At 74.0% G+C, this 23,067-nt stretch carries 9 protein-coding genes; 7 read left to right on the top strand and 2 right to left on the bottom strand.

What is annotated here, in order from left to right; genetic code table 11:
- Positions 1 to 15 precede the first annotated feature (15 nt).
- A complete protein-coding gene (locus tag ABD350_RS05480; RefSeq protein WP_344346598.1) occupies positions 16 to 13,761 on the bottom strand; it encodes an SDR family NAD(P)-dependent oxidoreductase in 13,746 nt (4,581 codons plus the stop codon).
- 370 nt (positions 13,762 to 14,131) lie between these two features.
- Here ABD350_RS05480 and ABD350_RS05475 point away from each other — a divergent pair, with 370 nt between their 5' ends.
- The 5 genes from ABD350_RS05475 to ABD350_RS05455 all read left to right on the top strand — a co-directional run bounded on the left by ABD350_RS05475 (position 14,132) and on the right by ABD350_RS05455 (position 20,591).
- Positions 14,132 to 15,736 (top strand): aspartate aminotransferase family protein, encoded by a 1,605-nt coding sequence (locus ABD350_RS05475; protein WP_344346597.1) that lies wholly within the window; start codon positions 14,132 to 14,134, stop codon positions 15,734 to 15,736.
- Positions 15,737 to 15,937: 201 nt separating this feature from the next.
- Complete coding sequence (locus tag ABD350_RS05470) at positions 15,938 to 18,172, top strand: ATP-binding protein (RefSeq protein WP_344346596.1); 2,235 nt, start codon at positions 15,938 to 15,940, stop codon at positions 18,170 to 18,172.
- A gap of 79 nt (positions 18,173 to 18,251) precedes the next feature.
- On the top strand, positions 18,252 to 18,812 hold the full coding sequence (locus ABD350_RS05465) for a flavin reductase family protein (RefSeq protein ID WP_344346595.1): 561 nt from the start codon (positions 18,252 to 18,254) through the stop codon (positions 18,810 to 18,812).
- Entirely contained in the window at positions 18,805 to 18,999 is a 195-nt protein-coding gene (locus tag ABD350_RS05460; RefSeq protein ID WP_344346594.1) for a hypothetical protein, read from the top strand. The genes ABD350_RS05465 and ABD350_RS05460 overlap by 8 nt, the downstream gene beginning before the upstream one ends.
- A 743-nt stretch (positions 19,000 to 19,742) precedes the next feature.
- The gene (locus tag ABD350_RS05455) at positions 19,743 to 20,591 is read left to right on the top strand and encodes an AfsR/SARP family transcriptional regulator (RefSeq protein WP_344346593.1); all 849 of its coding nucleotides are present in this window, start codon (positions 19,743 to 19,745) and stop codon (positions 20,589 to 20,591) included.
- 402 nt (positions 20,592 to 20,993) lie between these two features.
- Here ABD350_RS05455 and ABD350_RS05450 read toward each other — a convergent pair whose 3' ends face one another.
- Positions 20,994 to 21,434, bottom strand: a complete 441-nt coding sequence (locus ABD350_RS05450) for a MerR family transcriptional regulator (protein WP_344346592.1) — start codon at positions 21,432 to 21,434, stop codon at positions 20,994 to 20,996.
- Between the two features lie 64 nt (positions 21,435 to 21,498).
- Between ABD350_RS05450 and ABD350_RS05445 the strand changes: the two genes are divergently transcribed.
- Positions 21,499 to 22,410, top strand: a complete 912-nt coding sequence (locus tag ABD350_RS05445) for an NAD(P)-dependent oxidoreductase (protein ID WP_344346591.1) — start codon at positions 21,499 to 21,501, stop codon at positions 22,408 to 22,410.
- Between the two features lie 259 nt (positions 22,411 to 22,669).
- On the top strand, positions 22,670 to 23,065 hold the full coding sequence (locus ABD350_RS05440) for a YybH family protein (RefSeq protein WP_344346590.1): 396 nt from the start codon (positions 22,670 to 22,672) through the stop codon (positions 23,063 to 23,065).
- Positions 23,066 to 23,067: the final 2 nt, after the last annotated feature.

The raw sequence follows: 23,067 nt of genomic DNA, 5'->3' as shown, positions 1-23,067 counted from the left end.
GGCCGCGGCACGCGGTCAGTCCAGTCCGTCCACGAGGGCGAACAGATCCTCGTCGGACGCGGAATCGAGGTCGTCATGGCCGGGCTTCTCGCTGTCCTCGCCGTCCCCCCGGTCCGCCGTGTCGGTGAGGTCCAGCAGCTCGCGCAGACGGGTACGGATCCGTTGCCGCGCGTCCTGGTCCGCTCCGGCCGAGCGGATGAAGTCCTCCAGCCGGTCGAGGCCGCCGAGCTCGGCACCGGCCGGCTCCGCGTCCGCGACGAGCTGCGGGCGCAGGAAGGCCGCCAGCGCCGCCGGAGTGGGATGGTCGAAGACCAGCGTCGTCGGCAGTCGCAGGCCGGTGGCCTTGCCGAGCTGGTTGCGCAGCTCGACCGCCGTCAGCGAGTCGAAGCCCAGGTCCTGGAAGGCCCGTTCGGCGCCGACCGCGGCGCGGTCGGCGTGGCCGAGGACACCGGCCACCTCGGTGCGGACCAGGTCGACCAGCAGCCGGTCCTGTTCGGGTCCGGGCAGTGCGGCCAGGCGCTCGGCCAGCGTGGGACCGGACCGCCCGGTGCCGGCCGCCGCCGTGGCGCGCGGGGCGGGCCGGTGCACCAGGCCGCGGAACAGGACGGGCGGCTCCGCGTCCTGGGTGCGCAGGGTCGTCAGGTCCAGGCCGGTGACCGCCAGGACGGCCCGGCCGGTGGCGGGGGCGGTGTCGAAGAGGTCCATCGCCGTGTCGGCGGGCAGGGCCCGCAGACCGGTGCGCGCCAGGCGGCGCAGGTCGGCGTCGGTCAGGGAATCGCCCATGCCGTCGCCTTCCCACAGCCCCCAGGCCAGCGAGACCCCGGCCAGGCCACGGGCCCGGCGGTGCTGGGCGAGGGCGTCCAGGAAGGTGTTGGCGGCCGCGTAGTTGGCCTGTCCGGCGGTGCCGAGGAGACCGGCGATGGAGGAGTACAGCACGAACGCGGACAGGTCCAGGTCGCGGGTCAGTTCGTGCAGGTGCCACGCGGCGTCGACCTTGGGCCGCAGCACGGCCTCCAGACGGTCCGGCGTCAGCCGGGTGAGCAGCCCGTCGTCCACGATGCCGGCCGTGTGCACGACCGCCGTCAGCGGGTGCTCGGCCGGGATGCCCGAGACGGCTTCGGCCAGGCTCTCCCGGTCGGCCGCGTCACAGGCGGCGAAGGTGACCTCCGCACCCAGCGCGTGCAGTTCGTCCCGCAGGGCGTCCGCGCCGGGGGCGGCCGCACCGCGCCGGCTCAGCAGCAGCAGCCGGCGTGCGCCGTGCCGGACGACCAGGTGCCGGGCGAGGATCCGCCCCAGGGCGCCGGTGGCCCCGGTGATCAGCACCGTGCCGCCGGACAGGCCGGGGATGCTCTCCGCGGCGGCCTGGTCCGGGTGGGCGCGGACGAACCGCGGCACCAGGACCGTCCCGGCGCGGACGGCGGCCTGCGGCTCGCCCGTCGCCACGGCGGAGGCCAGCGCCTCGGCGGAGGCCGGCGCGCCGTCCAGGTCCAGCAGGGCGAACCGGCCGGCGTGTTCGCTGTGCGCGGTGCGCAGCAGGCCCCACAGCGTGGCGTGGGCCAGGTCCGTGACGTCCTCGGGGCCCGCGGCGACCGCGCCGCGGGTGACGACGACGAGCCGGGTGCCGGCGAAGCGCTCCTCGGCCAGCCACGACTGGAGGAGTTCCAGCGTCTGCCGGGTCGCGGTGTGCACCCGGCCGGGCAGGTGCTCGTCCGCTTCCCCGGGGTCGGACCGCAGCGGCAGCAGGACCACGTCGGGCACCGGCGCTCCGGCGTCCACGGCGGCGGCGAGCGCTTTCAGGTCCGGATGGCTGTCCAGCCCGTCGAACTCCGGGCCGTCCTCGCCGACGACCGCCCAGGCCCGGTGGTCCGGGGGCGTGGCGGGGGCGGCGGGGGTCCACTCCACCGCGAGCAGTCCGTCGTGGTGGGCGCGCGCCGCCGCGTGCAGGGACTCGGCGGACAGCGGTCGCAGCGCCAGCTCGGCCACCGAGGCGACGGGTTCCCCCGTCGTGTCGGTGACGGTCAGGGAGGCCGTGTCGGTACCGGTCAGGGAGAGCCGGACCCGCAGTGCCGTGGCACCGGACGCCCATACGGCCACGTCGGACCAGGCGAAGGGCAGGACCGCGGCCCGGTCCTCGCCGGCCACCCCGGGCAGCAGGGTGTGCAGGGCGGCGTCGAGCAGCGCGGGGTGCAGGACGAACCGTGCGGCGTCCCGGTGCTGTTCGTCGGCGAGGGCGACCTCGGCGAACAGGTCGGTGTCCGTGTGCCACACCCGTCGCAGGCCCCGGAAGGCGGGACCGTAGGCGTAGCCGTGCGCGGCCAGACGGTCGTACGCGCCCTCCAGGTCCGCCTCCCGGGCCCCGGCCGGCGGCCAGGGCGACGGGTCGGGGGCCGGCCGCGGGCCGGTGCCCGGGGCCAGCCGGCCGGTGGCGTGCAGCACCCACGGCAGGGTGTCATCGGTGTCGGGCCGTGCGTGGATCTCCAGGCTGCGGCGTCCCTCGTCGTCGGGTTCGCCGACGACGGCCTGCACCTGTACGCCCTCCCGTTCGGGCAGGGGCAGCGGCGCCGACAGGGTCAGGTCCTCCACCCGGTCGCAGCCGGCCTCCCGCGCGGCCCGCAGGGCGAGGTCCGCGAAGGCCGTGCCCGGCAGCAGGGCCAGTCCGTGGACGGCGTGGTCCCCAAGCCAGGGCTGCGTGTCCCGGGAGATCCGGCCGGTGAGCAGGAGGGCATCGCGGCCGGCCATCCGCACGGCCGCGCCGAGCAGGGGGTGACCGGTGCGGCCCAGGCCGAGCCCGGTCGCGTCGGCGGAGGCGGCCGGCTCCTGGAGCCAGTAGCGGGCGTGCTGGAAGGCGTACGTCGGCAGGTCGATCCGGCGGCCCCCGGGGAACAGCGCGGACCAGTCGGGCCGCACGCCCCGCAGGCACAGCCGCGCCAGGGCGACGGCGGCCGTGTGGGTCTCGGGCCGGCCGGAGCGCAGCACCGGGGTGAGGGAGCCGGCGGCCTCCTCCAGGCAGTCCGGGACCAGGGCGGTCAGGACGCCCTCCGGGCCGACCTCCACGTAGTCGGTCACGCCCTGGCCGGCGAGGCAGCGCACGCCGTCCAGGAAGCGGACCGCCTCACGGATGTGCCGGGCCCAGTAGTCCGGTGACCGCAGTTGCTCCGCCGTGGCGAGGGTCCCGGTGACATTGGAGACGAGCGGGATACGCGGTTCGTGGAAGGCGGCCTTCGAGGCGACGGCGCGGAACTCGTCGAGGACCTCCTCCATGTGCGGGGAGTGGAACGCGTGGCTGACCGGCAGCCGCTTGGTCTTGCGTCCCCGCTCCCGCCAGACGGCGGCGACGGCCTCCACCGCGTCCTCGTCGCCGGAGAGCACGACCGACCGGGGGCCGTTGATCCCGGCGATCGCGAGGGCGTCGCCGTAGCCGGCGAGGGTGGGCAGCACTTCCTCCTCGCTCGCCTGCACCGCCGCCATCGCGCCGCCGGCGCGGGCCGCCTGCATGAGCCGGCCGCGGGCGGCCACCAGCGCGCAGGCGTCATCGAGGGTGAAGACGCCCGCCACGTGCGCGGCCGTGACCTCGCCGATGGAGTGGCCGAGCAGGAGGTCGGGGGTGACGCCGTGGTGTTCGAGCAGCCGGAACAGCGCCACCTCCACGGCGAACAGCGCGGCCTGGGCGAAGACCGTCCGGTCGAGCAGGGCCGCCTCCTCGGATCCGGGGGAGGCGAACAGCACGTCTTTCAGGGGCCGGGGCAGCGCGGGGTCCAGCCGCGCGCAGACGGCGTCGAGTGCCTGCGCGAACACCGGGGAACTCGCGTACAGCTCGCGGCCCATGCCCAGGCGCTGGCTGCCCTGCCCGGTGAACAGGAAGGCGAGCTTGCCGCGCCGGGAGCCGGGGGCGTGGACGACGGCGGGTGTGCTCTCGCCCTGTGCCAGGGCCTCCAGGCCGCGCAGCAGTTCCTCCGGCTGGTCCGCGACGACCGCCGCGCGGTGCTCCAGGAGGGACCGGGTGGTCGCCAGGGAGAATCCGACGTCCACCGGTCGCGTTCCGGGATGTGCGGCGAGGTGGCGGTGGAGCCGCAGCGCCTGGGCGCGCAGCGCCGCGTCGTCCTTGCCGGAGAGGATCCACGGTACGGCGCCGGGTCCGGTGCCGGTGTCTTCCGCGGGTTCCGAGGTTTCCGAGGGTTCCGCGGAGGGGGGCTCTTCCAGGATGACGTGCGCGTTGGTGCCGCTGATGCCGAAGGAGGACACTCCGGCGCGCCGCGGCCGGTCGTCGACGCGGGCCCAGGAACGCTCCTCGGTGAGCAGTTCCACGGCCCCCGACTCCCAGTCCACGTGCGGGGAGGGCTCGTTGACGTGCAGGGTCTTCGGCAGTGTGGCGTGCCGCATGGCCTGGATCATCTTGATGACGCCGCCGACACCGGCCGCCGCCTGCGCGTGGCCGATGTTGGACTTGAGGGAGCCCAGGTACAGCGGCCGGCCGGCGGGCCGGTCCTGGCCGTAGGTGGCGAGCAGGGCCTGGGCCTCGATGGGGTCACCGAGCGACGTGCCGGTGCCGTGGGCCTCCACGGCGTCCACGTCGGCCGCGGTGAGCCCCGCGTTGGCGAGGGCCTGCCGGATCACCTGTTCCTGGGAGGGGCCGTTGGGCGCGGTGAGGCCGTTGGAGGCGCCGTCCTGGTTGACCGCCGAGCCGCGGAGCAGGGCGAGGACCCGGTGGCCGTTGCGCCGCGCGTCCGACAGCCGCTCGACCAGGAGCAGGCCGACGCCCTCGGACCAGCCGGTGCCGGCGGCGTCCGCGGCGAAGGACCGGCAGCGGCCGTCGGGGGACAGACCGCGCTGCCGGGAGAACTCGATGAAGGTGTTCGGGCCCGACATCACGGTGACGCCGCCGGCCAGGGCCAGGTCGCACTCGCCGGTGCGCAGCGCGTTCGCGGCCAGGTGCAGTGCCACCAGCGAGGAGGAGCACGCGGTGTCGACGGTCAGCGCCGGGCCTTCCAGCCCGTAGGTGTACGCCAGTCGGCCGGACACCACGCTGGAGAGGTTCCCCGCCAGCAGGAAGCCCTCGAACTCCTCGGGGGTGGCGGTGAGCCGGGAGGCGTAGTCGTCGTACATCGCTCCCGTGTAGACGCCGGTGCGGGTGCCGCGCAGCGTGGCGGGCGGGATCCCCGCGTTCTCGAAGGTCTCCCAGGCGGTTTCGAGCAGCAGCCGCTGCTGGGGGTCGGTCGCGACGGCCTCGCGCGGGGACATGCCGAAGAAGGCCGGGTCGAACCGGTCGGCGTCGTGCAGGAAGCCGCCGTGCCGCACGTAGGAGGTGCCGGGCTTGGCCGGGTCCGGGTCGTACAGGCGGGACAGGTCCCAGCCGCGGTTCACGGGGAACTCGCTGATCGCGTCGGTGCCGGAGGCGACGAGCCGCCACAGTTCCTCGGGGTTGCCGGCGCCGCCGGGGAAGCGGCAGGCCATGCCGACGATGGCGATCGGTTCGTCGTCGGCGGCCACGGCGGAGCGCGTCGGGGCGGCGGCCGGGCCGGTGCCCGCCAGCCGGTCGTCCAGCCAGCCGGCCAGAGCGGCCGGTGACGGGTGGTCGAACACCGCGGTGGCGGACAGCCGCAGGCCGGTCGCGGCGGCGAGCTGGTTGCGCAGTTCCACGCCGGACAGCGAGTCGAAGCCGGCCTCCTTGAAGGAGCGTTCGGGGTCGACGGCGCGGGCGTCGCTGTGCCCGAGTACGGCCGCGACCGTGCGTTGGACGAGGCCGAGGACGGCCTCCCGCCGCTCCTGCTCGGGCAGTTGTGCCGTCTGCCGGGCCCAGGAGGAGTCGGTGTCCCCGGCGGCGGGTGCCGCGGTGGCGCGCGGCCGCCACCGGACCAGGGCGCGCAGCACGGCGGGCGGTTCGGTGCCGTCGGCGGCCGCCCGGGCCGGGTTCAGCGCGGCGGGGACGAGGAGCGTGCCGCCGTCCGCGAGCGCGGTGTCGAACAGTTCCAGGCCGTGCCGCGGGGTCAGGGGCGCGACGCCGGACCGCGCCCACCGGGCGAGGTCGGCCTGGCTCAGCGAGCCGCCCATGCCGTGGTCGCCGTTCCACAGTCCCCAGGCGAGCGAGGTGGCGGGCAGGCCCTGGGCCCGGCGGTGCGCGGCGAGGGCGTCCAGATAGGTGTTGGCCGCCGCGTAGTTGGCCTGGCCGGCCGTGCCGGTGATGCCGGAGATGGAGGAGAAGAGGACGAAGGCGGCGGGGCGGCTGTCCCGGGTGAGTTCGTGCAGGTTCCAGGCGGCGTCGGTCTTGGGCCGTAGGACGGAGTCGAGCTGTTCGCCGGTGAGGGACTCCACGGTGCCGTCGGCCAGGACTCCGGCGGTGTGCACCACCGCGGTGAGCGGGTGTGCGGCGGGGATGCCGGCCAGCACGGCGGCCAGGGCGGTGCGGTCGGCCGCGTCGACGGCCGCGACGGTGACGTCGGCGCCCAGTGGGGCCAGTTCCTCGCGCAGGGCGTCGACGCCCGGGGCGGCCGGTCCCCGGCGGCTGGCCAGCAGCAGGTGGCGGATGCCGTGGCGGGCCACGAGGTGGCGGGCCAGCAGGGCGCCGAGTCCACCGGTGCCGCCGGTGATCAGGACGGTGCCCTCGGGGTCGAGCGCGGTCTGTGCCGCGCCGGCCCCGGGTGCCGTCCGGGTCAGCCTCGGCGTGTGCAGCCGGCCGTGGCGTACGGCGATCTGCGGTTCGCCGCAGGCGACGGCGGCGGGCAGCAGGTCCCGGGCGTCGGCCTCGTCGCCGGGTGCCAGGTCCACGAGGAGGACGCGGCCGGGGTGCTCGGACTGCGCGGCGCGTATCAGGCCCCACACCGGGGCCTCCGCCAGGCCGGGCACCGGGTCGCCGGGGAGCGCCGCGACGGCTCCGTGGGTCACGAACACCAGCGGGGTCCGGGCGTACCGGTCGTCCCGGAGCATGTCCTGGACCCACCGCAGGGCCCGGTGCGCGGCGGCGTGCGCGGCTTCGGCGGAGTGTTCCCGGCCGGGCTCGGGGGCGCAGGTCACGACGACGGCGTCGGCGCCGTCCGGGTCGGGCAGTTCCTCGCCGGTGGCCTCCAGCAGGCGTATCGAAGGGTTCTCGGGTGTGGCGACGGCCGGCCAGTCGACGGTGAACAGCGCGTCGGCGGTGTCGGCGGCGGACCGGGCGAGCCGGTCCCTGGGGACGGGCCGGAGGGTCAGCCGTTCGACCGTCGCGACGGGCAGGCCCGCGGGGTCGGCCAGGGCGAGGGTGAAGCTGTCGGGTCCGGCCGGGGTGAGGCGGGCCCGCAGCGCGGTCGCGCCCGTGGCGTGCACCGTCGTTCCGGACCAGGCGAAGGGCAGCCGGATCTGCGTGGCGTCGCCGCTTCGGTCGGCCGCGTCGAGCACCAGGGGGTGCAGGGCGGCATCGAGCAGCGCGGGGTGGACCGCGAACAGACCGGCGGCCTCGTGGTGTTCCTCGGGAAGTCGCAGTTCGGCGTAGATGTCCTCGCCGTCGCGCCAGACGGCGCGCAGCGCCTGGAAGGCGGGGCCGTAGGCGTAACCGTGGCCGGCCAGCCGCGGGTAGACGTCGGTCAGCGGCTGGGGCACGGCCCCGGCGGGCGGCCAGGTGGCGGGTTCCCCGGCTTCCCCGGCGGCGGGCGCGCCCGCCGCCGGCGGGGTCAGGGTTCCCGAGACGTGCCGGGTCCACGGCGCCTGCCCGGTGGTGCCGGAGTCCGGGCGGGAGTGGATGGTGAAGGGGCGCGCGCCGGTGGTGTCCGGTGCGCCGAGCGCGATCTGGACCTGGGTGGCGCGGTGTTCCCGCAGCACCAGCGGGGCCTCCAGGGTGAGGTCGTCCACGCGTGCCGTCCCCGCCTGTTCGCCCGCCGCCGTGGCCAGTTCGACGAAGGCGGTCGCGGGCAGCAGGACGCTGCCGTCGATGGTGTGGTCGGCCAGCCAGGGGTGCTCGCTCAGCGAGAGCCGGCCGGTGAACAGCAGCTCGCCTCGGTCGGCGAGTTCGACGGCGGCCGTGAACAGCGGGTGGCCGGAGGGTGTCAGGCCGAGGCTGGCGGCGTCCGCGCGGCCCCGGGGCACGAGCCAGTAGTGCTCCCGCTGGAAGGCGTAGGTGGGCAGGGGGGTCCGGGCTGCCCCCGGGAAGAAGGACGCGAGGTCGAGGGCGGCGCCGTGGACGTGTGCGGTGGCGAGGCCGGCGGCGAGGGTGGCGGTCTCGTCACGGCCGGCGCGCAGCAGGGGGACGGCCGTGGAGGTCCCGGTGGTGAAGCAGGTGTCGGCCAGGGCGGTGAGGACGGCGTCGGGGCCGATCTCCACGAACCGGGTGACCCCGTCGGCCTCCAGGGTCCGTACGGCGTCGAGGAATCGGACGGTGCCGCGGATCTGACGCACCCAGTAGTCGGGCGACGTCAGTTCGCCGGTGTCGGCGAGCGCGCCGGTGAGGGTCGAGACGATCGGGATCGCGGGCGGCCGGAAGTCGAGTCCGGCGGCGACGGCCCGGAACTCCTCCAGGATGACGTCCATGTGCGGGGAGTGGAAGGCGTGGCTCACCCGCAGCCGCCGGGTCTTGCGTCCCCGCGCGCGCCACCGGTCGGCGAGTTCCCCGGCGACGGCCTCGTCCCCGGAGATCACCAGCGCGGTGGGCCCGTTGACCGCGGCGACGGCGACGGCGTCCTCGTGGCCGGCCAGGTCGGCCGCCACCTCGGCCTCCTCCGCCTGGACCGCGATCATGGCTCCGCCGGAGGGCGCGGACTGCATCAGCCGGCCCCGGGCGGCGACCAGCGCGGCGGCGTCCTCCAGGGAGAGCACCCCGGCGACATGCGCGGCGGCCAGCTCGCCGACCGAGTGGCCGGCCAGCCGGTCGGGGACGAGACCGTGGTGTTCCGCCAGGCGGTACAGCGCCACCTCCACGGCGAACAGCGCGGGCTGGGTGTACGTCGTGCGGTGCAGCAGGTCGGCGTCCTCCGTGCCGTCCTCGGCGAACATCACCCGCAGCAGTGGGCGTTCCAGGTGGGGGTCGGTCGCGGCGGCCACGGCGTCCAGGGCGGCCGCGAAGACCGGGTGGGCGTGGTACAGCTCCCGGCCCATGCCGACGCGCTGGGCGCCCTGGCCGGTGAACAGGAACGCGGTCAGCGAGGTGCGGTGGGCGTCGCCCTCCACGACGTTCGGGTCCTTGGCCCCGCGGCTGAGCGCGTCGAGGCCGGCGAGGAGGCCGGCGGCGTCGCGCCCGAGCACGGCGGCGCGCCGTTCGAACCGGGTCCGGGCGGCGAGCGACCGGCCGACGCCGGCGACGGGGACCTCGGGCAGTGCGGCGATGTGGTCCCGCAGCCGGGCGGCCTGGGCCCGCAACGCCTTCTCGTCCCTGGCGGAGATCACCCAGGGCACCGGTACGGCGGCCGGCGCGCCCGCGGATCCGGGGTGTTCCGGTGCCTCGGCCGGCTGCGGCGCGGGGGTGTCGGTCTGCTCGATGACGACGTGCGCGTTGGTGCCGCTGATGCCGAAGGAGGACACGGCCGCGCGCCGTACCCGGCCGGTGCGGGGCCAGGGGCGCCGGTCGGTGAGCAGTTCCACCGCGCCCGAGGACCAGTCGACGTGGGGGGTGGGCTCGTCGACGTGCAGGGTCTTCGGCAGTGTGCCGTGCCGCATGGCCTGGACCATCTTGATGACGCCGCCGACCCCGGCGGCGGCCTGGGCGTGCCCGATGTTCGATTTCAGCGACCCCAGGTAGACCGGCTCGCGGTCGTCGCGGTCGCGGCCGTACGTGGCGAGGATCGCCTCGGCCTCGATCGGGTCGCCGAGCCGGGTGCCGGTGCCGTGCGCCTCCACCGCGTCCACGTCGCCGGCCGTGAGACCCGCGTCCGTCAGGGCCTGGCGGATCACCTGCTGCTGGGACAGTCCGTTCGGCGCGGTGAGGCCGTTGGAGGCGCCGTCCTGGTTGACGGCGCTGCCGCGGATCACCGCGAGGACCTCGTGCCCGTTGCGGCGCGCGTCCGAGAGCCGCTCCACCACGAGCAGTCCGACGCCCTCGGCCCACGAGGTGCCGTCGGCCGAGGCGGCGAAGGACTTGCTCCGGCCGTCGGCGGCGAGCCCGTGCTGCCGGGAGAACTCGACGAACATGCCGGGTGACGACATCACGGTGACGCCGCCGGCGAACGCGAGGCTGGTCTCGCCCGACCGCAGCGAGCGCACCGCCATGTGCAGCGCCACCAGCGACGACGAGCAGGCGGTGTCGATGGTCAGCGCCGGGCCGATCAGTCCGAGCTGGTAGGCGATGCGGCCGGACATGACGCTGGGGGTGGTGCCGGTGAGCACGTGTCCCTCGACGCCGTCGGACGCTTCGTGCATGCGGGGCCCGTATTCGAGGGCGGTGCCGCCGACGAAGACGCCGGTCCGGCTGCCCTGCAGGGTCACCGGGTCGATGCCCGCGCTCTCCGCGGCCTCCCAGGCGGTTTCCAGCAGCAGTCGCTGCTGGGGGTCCATGGCCAGCGCCTCGCGCGGCGAGATGCCGAAGAAGGCGGCGTCGAAGGCGCCCGCGTCGTGCAGGAATCCGCCGGAGCCGACCGAGCTCCTGCCGCCGCCGGGCTGGTTCGGGTCGTGCAGATCCGCGTCCCAGCCGCGGTCGCCGGGGAACGCCGAGATGGCGTCGCCGCCCTCGTCGACCAGCCGCCACAGGGCCTCGGGGGTGTCGACACCGCCCGGGAACCGGCAGGCCATGCCGACGATCGCGATCGGTTCCCCGGGGTCGGCCCCGGTGCCGGGCGCGTCCGCCGCGTCGTCACCGGCCGCACCGGTCAGTTCGGTGAGCAGGTGGGCGGCGAGGGCGTCCGGGGTGGGATGGGCGAACAGCAGGCCGCTGGGCAGCGGCAGGCCGGTGGCGGCGGCGAGCGTGTCGCGCAGTTCCACCGCCATGAGGGAGTCGAAGCCCAGGTCCGCGAAGGCCGCCCGGAGGTCGACCGGCTTGCCCGGTGCGTAGTCCAGGACGGCCGCGGTGTGCGTGGCCACCAGCTCGGTGACCGCGCGCGGGCGCTCACCGGCCGGCAACTGCGCGAGCCGGCCGGCGAATCCGTCGCGCTCCGCCGCGGGCCGCGGGGCGTCGCGGCCGGGGAGGGGTGCGGGCCGGGCCGTGGGCCCGTGCGCCGCCGAGGCGCGCAGGGCGCCGTCGATCCAGTACCTCTCCCGCTGGAACGGGTAGGTGGGCAGCGCGGTGCGCCGGGCGCCGGTCCCCTCGTAGGCGACGGTCCAGTCGACTTCGGCCCCGCGCGTGAAGACGGCGGCCAGTGCCGTCAGGAACGACTCCGGTTCCGGGCGTCCGCGGCGCAGCGCCGCGAACGCGCCGGCCGACGCCGGGTCGAGCACGGATTCGGCGGCCAGGGCGGAACACACACCGTCCGGTCCCAGTTCCAGGAAGGTGTGGGCCCCGGCGGCCTCCATGGTGCGTACGGCGTCCAGGAACCTGACCGGACGGCGCACCTGCTCCACCCAGTACTCCGCAGAGCCCCACTCCCCCGCGGTGACCTCGCGGCCGGTCACCGTGGACACGACCGGGATGCGGGGCTCGGCGAAGGCCAGTGTCCCGACCACGCGCCGGAAGTCGTCCAGCATCGGTTCCATCAGGGGCGAGTGGAAGGCGTGGCTGACCGTGAGCCGCTTGGTCTTCCATCCGCGCGCCGCGGCCTCGGCCGTCACCGCGAGGACGCCTTCCTCGGTCCCGGAGACCACGGTCGCCCGCGGCCCGTTGACCGCGGCGATCCCGACGTGGCCGGCGTGTCCGGCGAGCAGCGGCAGCACGTCCTCCTCGCTCGCCTGTACGGCGGTCATGGCCCCGCCCTCGGGCAGTTCCTGCATGAGCCGTCCGCGGGCGGCGACCAGCCGGGCCGCGTCGTCGAGCGAGAGGACCCCGGAGACGTGTGCGGCGGCCACCTCGCCGACCGAGTGGCCGGCCAGCAGGCCGGGCCGTACGCCCCAGGACTCGGCCAGCCGGAACAGCGCGACTTCCAGGGCGAACAGGGCGGGCTGGGTCCATCCGGTGCGGTCCAGGTCCTCGCCGGAGAAGACCACCTCGCGCAACGGCCGCTCCAGCAGGGGGTCGAGCCGTGCGCACACCTCGTCGAAGGCCTCGGCGAACACGGGGAAACGCGCGTACAGCCCGGCTCCCATGCCCGCCCGTTGGGCGCCCTGGCCGGTGAAGAGCAGGGCGAGTGGGCCGGGCCGGGCGGTGCCGGTCACCACTGCCGGTGCCGGGTCTCCCGAGGCGAGGGCGGTGAGCCCCGCGGACAGTTCCCCGGGGTCGGCGATGAGCACCGCGCGGTGCTCGAAGACGGTGCGGGTCGTGAGCGTGGACCAGCCGATGTCCGCGGCACCCGGACCGGAGTCACCGGTCCACAGCGCGTGCAGGCGTCCGGCCTGGGCGCGCAGTGCCCGCGGGTCACGGGCGGACAGCACCCACGGCAGCGGACCGGCGGGGCCTTCGGCGGCCGGGCGGGACGCGGGCTCCTCCTCCCGGCGGCCGGCCGGTGCGGGGGCCTCGGACACCACCACGTGGCAGTTGGTGCCGCCCATGCCGAACGAGCTGACCCCGGCGATCAGCGGCCGGTCGGGCCGCGGCCAGTCGCCCGGCTCCGCCTGCACGGACAGTCCCAGCCGGTCCAGCGGGATACGGGGGTTGGGGGTCTCGAAGTTCAGGCTGGCGGGGAGCCTGCGGTGGCGCAGGCTGAGCAGCACCTTGAGCAGGCCGGCGATCCCGGCGGCGCCTTCCAGGTGCCCGATGTTGGTCTTCACCGAACCGACCCGCAGCGGCTCGCCGGCGTCGCGCGCCGAGCCGAGCACCGCACCGAGCGCGGCGGCCTCGATGGGGTCGCCGACCGGTGTGCCGGTGCCGTGCAGCTCGACGTACTGCACGTCGCCGGGCTCGACCCCGGCCCTGCGGTACGCCTCGCGCAGCACCTGTGTCTGGGCTTGCTCGCTGGGCACCGTCAGTCCGGGCGTGGCGCCGTCGTTGTTCACGGCGCTGCCCCGGATCACGCCGTGGATGGTGTCGCCGTCGGCGAGGGCGGCGGCCAGCGGCTTGAGGACCAGGACGCCGCCGCCCTCGCCGGGGACGAAGCCGTTGGCGCGGGCGTCGAAGGTGTGGCTGCGGCCGTCCGGGGACAGGCCGCCGAACCGCTCCTGGGTGACCGCGTGTTCGGCGAGGATGTTCAGGTTGACGCCGGCCGCGAGCGCCAGCGACGACTCGCCGTTGCGCAGGCTCTCGCAGGCCAGGTGCACCGCGACGAGGGACGACGACTGGGCGGAGTCCACGGTGAGGCTGGGCCCGTGCAGGCCGAGGTGGTACGAGACCCGGTTGGCGATGACGCCCCGGTTCACCCCGGCCATCGTGTGCTGGGTGATGGCGTCGGTGCCGTGCTGGTAGAGCAGGCTGGTGTAGTCGTCGCGCAGCGTGCCCACGAAGACGGCGGTGCGGCTGCCGCGCAGGGCGGCCGGGACGATCCGCGCGTCCTCCAGCGCCTCCCAGGCGAGTTCGAGGACGAGCCGCTGCTGCGGGTCCATGGCCGCGGCCTCGCGCGGTGAGATTCCGAAGAAGGCGGCGTCGAAGTCACCGACGCCGTCGATGAAGCCCCCCTGGTACGGCCGTTCGCCGGGCCGCGGTCCGGCGGCGTCCCCGTCGCCTTCCCCGTTGCCGTCCCCGTTCTCTTCCCCGGGCGTCGCCGTGTCCCACCGGCCGGCCGGTGCGCGGGTGACGGCGCTCCGGCCGTCCCGCAGCAGGTCCCAGAATTCCGCGGGGCCGTCGGCCATCGGCAGTCGGCAGGACATTCCGATGACGGCGACTGCCCGGTCCGTTTCCTCGTACGACGTCGCTGACTCAGCCTGCTCAGGTGCCGTCACCGCTCGTCCGCCCTTTCCTAGCCGCCCCAGCGGGCGAAGTATTTCGATCCCGCTCAGCTTTCCGCAGAGCCCTGATAAGAACGTTTAATTGGTGCTGCCAGCGATGCTAGCGGCGCCCGGGACAGGCGAGGTCAATGTGCAGTCATCAACCGACAATCCCTGTTCCGCGGATTCGATGGCCGGGCCGTTACCCGCTGATTAACCCGCGATGAGGGAACGCACCTACCCTGTTTCCGATTCGCGCCGGCGGCGCACCGAGACCGAATACAGCGAGGGCCACATGAACCCTGGAGCACCGGAAACCGGCCTTGCGGAACCCCATCTGGCCGAAGTACTGACGACGGTCAGCCTGGACGTCGAGTATGTACGGGCGGCGGGAAACCACCTTTTCCGGCTCGACGACAACGGCCGGGAAGTCCCGGTGCTCGACTTCGTCGGCGGATTCGGTTCCGTCCTCCTCGGGCACAACGATCCGGAGATCGTCACCTACGCCCGGAAGCTGCTCGACAATCAGCTGCCGATCCACGCCCAGTTCTCCCGGGCGTCCCATGCCAACCGGCTCGCCGCCGCGCTGAACGAGATACTGCAGCGGGAGCACGGGGACGACGAACGGTACTTCGCGATATTCGCCAACAGCGGTGCGGAGGCGATCGAGGCGGCGATCAAGCACGCCGAACTCGGCCGCACGCTCCGGGTGGCGGCCCTGACCGGTGAGATCGAGGCGAACGTGGAGGCGGCACGCGCCCTGGTGCGTGCCGGACAGGCCGTGGTGGCGGACAGCGCCTTCGACCGGGCCGGTGTCCGGGAGCGGCCCCAGGGCCCCGGGGCACGGTTCGACGCCCTGGTGGCGGGCATCGAGCGCCACAACGCGCGCCGGCTGTCGGCGCCGCCGCTGTTCCTCGCCCCCGAAGGCGCGTTCCACGGGAAGCTGATGGGCAGTGTGCAGCTCACGCACAACGAGGCCTTCCGGGTCCCCTTCCGGGCGCTGGCCGCGCAGACACGTTTCATCCCCCTCGGACAGCCCGAGGCGATCCAGAAGACGGTCGACGCCGAGCGGGGGGTGCTGTACGACGTCGTGGTCGTGGACGGGGCCGTCACCGTGGTCGACCGGGACTTCCCGGTGTTCTGCGCCTTCGTGCTCGAACCGCTCCAGGGCGAGGGCGGCATCCACGAAGTGCCGCCGGAGTTCGCGCGGGAGGTGCGGCGGGTCTGCGACGCCATCGGCTGCCCGGTCGTCGTGGACGAGATCCAGAGCGGCATGGGCCGCACCGGCTCCTTCCTCGCCGCCCCGGCCGTCGGCCTGCGCGGTGACTACTACACCCTCGCCAAGAGTCTGGGGGGCGGGGTGGCGAAGACCTCCGTCGCCCTGATCCGGGAGTCGCACTACCACAAGGAGTTCGAGCTGGTGCACAGCTCGACCTTCGCCAAGGACGGGTTCTCCAGCCTCGTCGCCCTGAAGGTCCTCGAACTGCTGGAGGCGGACGGCGGCGCCCTGTACCGGCGGGCCGGGGAGCTGGGGCGCAAGCTCCTGGCCGCGCTGGAAGCGGTGCGGGCCGAGTTCCCCGACGTGATCAAGGACGTGCGGGGTCGGGGGCTGATGCTGGGCGTGGAGTTCCACGACCGGTCCGACGCCGGTGCGCCCGCCATCCGGGACCTGGCGCGGTCCGGTTTCCTCGGGTATGCCGTCGCCGGGTACCTGCTCCGGGAGCACTCCGTCCGGCTCTTCCCGACCGGCAGCGCCGTGAACACCCTGCGCCTCGAACCGTCCGTCCGGCTCACCGACGACGGCATCGAGCAGCTCCGCACGGCCCTGCGCGGGGTGTGCTCCGTCCTTCGTGACGAGGACGGACAGCGCTTCCTGGGGGGCGGACCCGCGACGTCCTGACCGTCTCCCGGCCGACGGCGCGGCTCCCTGTCCGGAAGGTCCCCCTCCATTCCGGCAGGGAGCCGCGCAGCGTCCCCGCCGGGGGCGCTTTGGCCGAGGTTTGTGTGCGCTTGGACCGGACCGCCGCAGGATGGTGGCCGGTACAGGGTCCTGTCGCCCAGGCTGCACGCCACGGGCGCACACTGACATGGGGGGACACCGATGGAGTTTCGCGTTCTCGGCCCGATGGAGGTCGTCCACGACGGTGAACAGGTCAGACTGGGCGGCAGCCAGCGCCGGGCCATGCTCGGCTTCCTGCTGCTCCAGGCCAACCGTACGGTGGCCGCCAGCCGGCTGCTGAACGCGCTCTGGGGCGAGGACGAGGCGCCCCGGACCGCGCGGAAGATCCTGCAGAACGCCGTGTACGCCCTGCGCGGCGTCCTCGCTTGCGCCTCCGACGGCTCGTCGGGAGCCGCGCGACTGCTGACCAGGTCGCCCGGCTACATGCTGGAGGTCGCTCCGGAACGGATCGACCTGCATCTGTTCCAGAAGTGGGTCGCCCAGGCCCGGGAGAAGAGGGCGCAGGGCGCCCCGGAGGAGGCCGCGGAACTGCTGCGCGACGCGCTGGCGCTGTGGCGCGGCCCCGCCCTCGCCGACCTGGTGGAGGTCGGCTTCGAGTGGCCCGAGCTGGTCGCGGTGCAGAACTCCCGGCTCGACGTGCTGGAGGACTACTTCGACACGCAGCTGGCCCTCGGCCGGCACCACACCGTGCTCGCGGAGCTGGAGACGACGGTGCAGGCCGAGCCGCTGCGGGAGCGTCTGTGCGGCCAGCTGATGCTGGCGCTGTACCGGTGCGGCCGGCAGGCGGACGCCCTGAGCACCTACAGCCGTGTACGCAACCTGCTGGTCGAGGACCTGGGGCTGGTCCCAGGCCAGCCCCTGCAACGGTTGCAGCAGGCGATCCTCACCCAGGACCCGGCGCTGTCCCCGAGGCACACCGGGCCCGGGCCGGTGGCCGGCCTGACAGTCGCCGGTCTGATGGGCGACCAGCCGCGGAAGACCGTCACGGTGTCCGCGCCGGCGGCCGCCGGAAACGGGGCACGGGCGGCCCGCCCCGCCACCGGTCCGGCCCCACGGAGCCCGGAGGGCCGCTCCACGGGCGTTACGGCGGACCGGGGCACCGAGCGCCGATGGGTGAGCGTGGTCTCGCTGCGGACGCAGTTCGTGCCCCCGCCGGGTGACGTGTCCGGCGAGGGGCTGGAAGACCTCCTGGACGACGCGGCCTCGGTGGTCGGCGAACAGATCGCACGGTTCGGCGGCACGGTGACGGCGTCGCTGGGGTCCGTCTCCCTGGCCCTCTTCGGCATCGGCTCCTCCGCCGCCGAGGACCACGTCCGCCAGGCGGTGTCGGCCGCTCTGGCCGTACGTGACACCCTCGGTGCCCGCACCGCCTCGGCCGCCGGGACGGGCGGTCTGACGGTGCACGCCTATGTGGACACCGGGGAGGTGCTGCTGCGCCACTCCGCGAAGGGTGATGTGCCGATCGTCATCGGCACCGTCCTCGACGAGTCCCAGCCGATGCTCTTCGACGTGCCCGCCGGCGAGGTGCGGGTCAGCGACGCCGTCCGCCGCCTGACCGAGGACGCCGTCGCGTACCGCCCCTCGGGCAGCACGGCGGCCCCCTGGCAGGCGATCGGCACGCGGCAGGTGCTGGCCCGCGGGGGCGGACTCCTGGCCGCGGACCAGTCGTCCGAGGCGGACGTCCTGTGCGCCCTGGCCGAGCGCACCCGCCACCGTTCGGTGCCCCACCTGGTCACGGTGGTGGGCGGCGCCGCGGCCGGGAAGAGCCGGCTGCTCGGGGAGTTCGCCCGCCGCATGGCGGGGCGGACGGTGCCGGTCAGGGTGCTGACCGCCGCCGCTGCTCCGGACGCCGGCCCGGCGCACCTGCAGGCCCGGTTGCTCTCCCTGTACTGCGGCGTCCGCCCCGGCGACGACCCCCTCACCGCGCGCGCCGCCGTGACCCGGCGGACCGAGGCCCTGGTCCGCTCCGAACGGACCGCGCGGTGGTTCCTGTCCCGGCTGCTGCCCCTCGTCGACCCGGCCCTCGCGCCCGCGCCCGCCGACGAGGTCCTGGACGCCTGGCGCGAGTTCTTCCACCGGGCGGCGCGCGACGAACCCCTGGTGCTGTGCGTCGACGATCTGCACCGGGCCGGGGACGCCGAGATCGACGCGGTCGCGGGACTGGCCGGGGACGCCGTGCCGGTGCCCCTGTTCGTGGTCGCCACCGCCAGGCCCGAACTGCTGCTGCGGCGCCCCGCCTGGAGCGGTGGCCTGGCCCACGCCACCACCGTGACGCTGGGCCCCTCGGAGCGGATCGCCACCGAACGGTCCATGAGCATCCCGGTGGCCGCGGCGTGCGGCGACCACGTCCAGCGGGTCGGCGGGCAGGGACGCTGATCATCCGGTTACCCGAGAATGAGTGTCCGTGGTACGGAGCGGCCTATGTTCGCTTCATGAGTCCGACGAAGGGTTTGGCATGAATCCGGCGTCCGTCGTGAAATCCACCGACCGTACCCCCCTGGCCTCCTCCTCCCTGCGAGACGCGATGTCGTGTTTCGCGACGGGTGTCATCGTGCTGAGCGTCGGCGGCGAGGACATCCACGGTATGACCGCCAACGCGTTCACCTCGGTTTCCCTGGAACCGCCGACGATCCTGTGCTGTGTGGCCCAGGACGCGGTCATGCACAAGGCGCTCACTTCCCAACGGCGCTTCGGCGTCTCGATCCTGGAGGCGGGGCAGGAGCAACTCGCCCGCTATTTCGCCGACAAGCGGCGCCCCCTGGGGCCGGAGCAGTTCGACGGCCTCGACTGGGACCTGGGTGAGTTCAGCCGGGCCCCGCTGCTGCACGGCGCGCTGGCGTGGCTGGAGTGTGAACTGACAGAGTGTCACGACTCCGGCGACCACACGCTGTTCCTCGGCAGGGTCGTCGACGCCAGGACCCGCACCGGCGGCTCGGGGCTGCTCTTCTTCGGCAGCGCGTTCCTGGAGACCGGGGCCGGCGGGGCGGGGCGCACGGGGGAGCCGGGCCATGCCTGACGAGGACGGGCCGGACGGCGACGACCTCGCCGGCACCCCCAACGCGGGCCTTATCGTCAGGGCGTTGAACGTGGGACTCGCCCGGTCGGCGGCGGTACGGGCCACCACCAGGCTCGGCCGGCCGGACGAGCACCCGCCCGGCGCGGCCCGGCCGCGCTCGTCCCACCGGTCCGCCGTTCCGTCGTAAGCACCACTGCCCGGCCCCGGCGCCGCCCCGGCCCCGGCGGGCGGACAACCGCCGCGCCCGGCCCGGCGAAACCGGGGCAGCGAAGACGGTGAGCCCGGCCCGCACAGGAGTGCGAGCCGGGCCGCAGTCGTGTTCACCGTCCGGCGCAGGCACGCCGACGAATCCCACCCGACGTACAGGGCAAGGCGGTGACGGGCAAAGGTGCCCGACCAGCCGCCGACATCACCGCCCCACCGACACCGCCTCGACCGAGGGACCCCCGGTAAGACGCCCGGGCTCCCGACCGCGCGCCAAACACCTCACCCCACCGCGGTGTACGCTCCCTCCTCGCCGCCGGAACAGAGCCGCCGGCCACCCCCACCCCCTCCCTCCCCCGAGGCCCCATCGCGCCGCCGTACGCCCCTCACATCCTTCCCCGAGGAGAAACCGGATCGGGGTCCTCTTTCAGGGGTCGGAGGCGAGGGGCACCGACCGGAATCCGTATCACCGTCCGCTTTCCCCTCCCCCGCTCAGCCTTCCCCCCGCCCCCTCCACCCGCCGCATCGCCCCACACGGCCCGTTCACCGGGCCGTACACCGGGTGGCCGGATGGGGCCTTTGAGTAACCAATACCGGACTACCATCCGGTAACTTGACTGTCTCTTTGTCATATACAGGCGTCCTATACCGATGACTCCTTACCCTCGGGGCAGTACCACCACCCCGCCCCGGGGCGTGACAAGCGTTGGAACAGGAGCGTGCGTAGTGCGGTTCAATCTCATCGGCCTGTTCGAGATCATCACCGACGACGGCGAGAGGCTCACTCCCAAGGCGCCTAAGGTCTGCCAGACGCTGGCCGTCCTGGCCCTGCACGCCCGCAAGGCGGTGACGACGGACGTCCTCGTCCGCGAACTGTGGGGGGCGGACCCGCCGGCCGGTGCCGTCCGCACCCTGCAGACGCACGTCTACCACGCGCGCCGGATGCTCAACGACGCCCGTGTCAGCGCCTCCGGACGCCAGTTGCTGACGACCGAGGCGCCCGGCTACCTCCTGGACCTCTCCGAGGACGAGGTCGACGTGGGAGTCTTCGAGAAACTGGTGCGCCGCGCCCAATGGGAGCTCTCGGAGGGCTCGCCGGAAGGGGCCTCCAGACATCTCGTCACGGCCAGGGAGCTGATGCGCGGCCCCATACTGAGCAACGTCCCCCACGGCAGCGTGCTGGCGTCCCGGGTGGCCCACTTCGAGGAACTGCGGTTGCGCGCCCTGGAGTTCTGGGTGGAGACCGAGAACCGTCTCGGCCGCCACCGGGAGCTGCTCCCCGAACTGCGCACCCTGGTCGACGACTACCCGCTGCACGAGTGGTTCCACGGGGAGCTGATCTCGGCGCTGTACCGGGCCGGCCGCCGGGCCGAGGCCCTGGAGGCGTACCAGAACCTCTATCGCATCCTCAAGCGCGAGCTGGGCCTGGAACCGGCGCCGGAACTCCGTCAACTCCAGGCCCGCATACTGGACTCCACCGTCACCGAGATCCCCGCGCAGCTGTCGCGGTTCAAGGAGCGCCGGCCCGCACCGCACGGCGCCCCGCCCTTCTGGACCTCCACGGCGGCCGGCTGATCCCACGGCCGGCGGGAGCGCCCGGACGGTGCCGCCCGACGAGGCCGCCGAGCCGACGGCCTGCACCCACAGGCCGTCGGCTCGGCGGGACCAGAACGGTGCCCGGCGGGAGCAGGGCGGTGCCTGCGTGTGCGACCGCCCGGTCCGCCGTCGCTGATACGGCGGGCCGTCACATGATCTGTCACCGGTCCGCGGTCCGGTACGGAGAGAGGGCGGACGGCGGGCCGACGCGTACTCGTAACCGGTCCACGATCCGGTTCCGGGAGATTGCCGCGATTCCCGCGATTCCCGCCACCGTAACGGCGTGTTTGCCGTCGGGAGGTTCAGCGGGCCGGAAGAGGCGCCCGGTGCCCCGCCGGGAGCAGGAACCGGACGGGCCCGCGACGGGAGACCGGCCCCACGTCAGCTGTGCGCGCCGCGCAGCAGTGCCTCGAAATCGGCCGGCTCCAGCTCCGACGCCGCATGGCAGGCCCCGTCCTCGACGACGTCGTGCGGCAGCGTGGCGGTCATGATGGTGTCCAGCACCGCGCGCGCGGCCTGGAGATCGGCCACCGCCCGGTCGATGCGCTCACGCTCGCGCTGGAGGTCGGTCAGCATCCCGGAGCAGGCCGGTGCCAGCAGTTGGCCGTCGTCGACCATGCACGGCAACAGGGCGCCGATCGTCCGCGTGGAAAGGCCGGCCCCCAGCAGCGTACGGATGTTCTGCACCGTACGGACATCGTCCTCCGAGTACTCGCGGTACCCGCTGGGGCGGCGCAGGGGGCGCAGCAGTCCCTGTTCCTCGTAGTAGCGAAGGAGGCGCACACTGACGCCGGTCCGACGGGAAAGGTCTCCGATGCGCATGTGTCGCTCACCACACCAATTCGAGTTGACTCTCACATCGATGTGAGACCCTAGCCTAGTCGTCATGACAACGCAGCAGTCAACTGACCAGCAGAACAAGCCCGTTACCCTGGTAGGACTCGGCCCGATGGGCATGGCCCTGGCCGAAACCCTGCTGAAGAAGGGCCATTCCCTCACCGTCTGGAACCGCAGCCCCGAGAAGGCCGACGGCCTCGTGGCCAAGGGGGCCCGGCGCGCGGCGACGGTGGCCGACGCGGTGGCCGCGAGCCCGGTCACCATCGTCTGTCTCACCGACTACGAGACCATGTACAAGGTCCTGGAGCCGGCCGCCGAGGCGCTGCGGGGCCGCGCCCTGGTGAACCTCAACTCCGGTACGCCGACCGAGGCGCACGCGGCCGTCAAGTGGTTCGAGGAGCGCGGCGCGGGCTACCTCGACGGCGCCATCATGGTGCCGCCGTTCCTGGTGGGCGAGCCGGGCGCGGTGTTCCTCTACAGCGGTTCCCAGTCCGTCTACGACCAGCACCTGGAGCCGCTGACCAGCCTCGGCGACCCGCGCTTCCTGGGCGACGACCCCGGGCTCGCGGTGCTCTACAACACCGCCATGCTCGACATGATGTACACGACCCTGAACGGCTGGCTGCACGCCACCGCCCTGGTCGGCTCGGCGAACGTGTCGGCCGAGAAGTTCGCGGAGCTGGCGCTCGGCTGGTTCATGCCGGTCGTGGTCGACTACGCGGGCCTGGCCCAGCAGGCGCCCGACCTGGACGCCGGCAACTACCCGGGCACCCTGAACACCCTGGAGATGAACCTCAACGCCCTGGACCACATCACCCGCACCAGCGAGGAGCAGGGCATCCACTCCGAGCACCCGCGGCTGATGAAGGAACTCGCCGAGCGTGCCATCGCCGAGGGCCACAGCGGCAAGAGCTACCTGGCGATTTACGAGCTGTTCAAGAAGGCGACGCCGCGCCCGTGACGCTCCTGTAGCCGTCAAGCACACAGAGGGTCCCAGCCCCCCACCCCGGGGCTGGGACCCTCTGTTTTCCGCCCTGCGGCGCCGCCGGGGCGGGCCGGGGCGAACCGGGACACCGCGTCACCGCCGCGGTGGAGAACGCGTTACTCGCTGATGCCCGGACAGTGGATCACCGCTCATAGGCTTCTCGCCGGATTCGGGTCACGCGAAGTCCCGATCCGGTCAATGTGGAAGCACGACGATTGGTTGGGGCGGTTTCACTGTGACCACTACCCATGCTGGCGGCGTCGAAGCGCACCTTGAGGTCTACGTCCGGGCTTTCAACTCGGGGGATCCCGACGCTGTCAACGAGCACTACACCGACGAAGCGGTCTCCGCCTGGGACCCCGGGCAGCCGCTGTCCGGTCAGGCGCGCAAGGACAGCCTCGCGGAGTTCCTGGCACTGAAGCCGACGCTGACGGCGAAGATCCGGGAGTCCCACGTCACCCGTGACACCGCGCTGCTGACCGTCGACTGGACCATGGAGGTCCCCGGCGAGGACGGCAGCGTCGAGCGGCTCTCCGGCATCGGCACCGACGTCCTGACCCGCGGGGCGGACGGCAACTGGCGCTACGCCGTGGACGCCCCGTACGGCGACCCGCGCAACACGGCCGGATAACC

This window comes from Streptomyces nogalater (genome assembly GCF_039532885.1).
GTDB classification, from domain to species: Bacteria; Actinomycetota; Actinomycetes; order Streptomycetales; family Streptomycetaceae; genus Streptomyces; species Streptomyces nogalater.
Note: the sequence above shows the minus strand (reverse complement) of the source record. Positions and strands in the feature narration are given on the sequence as shown.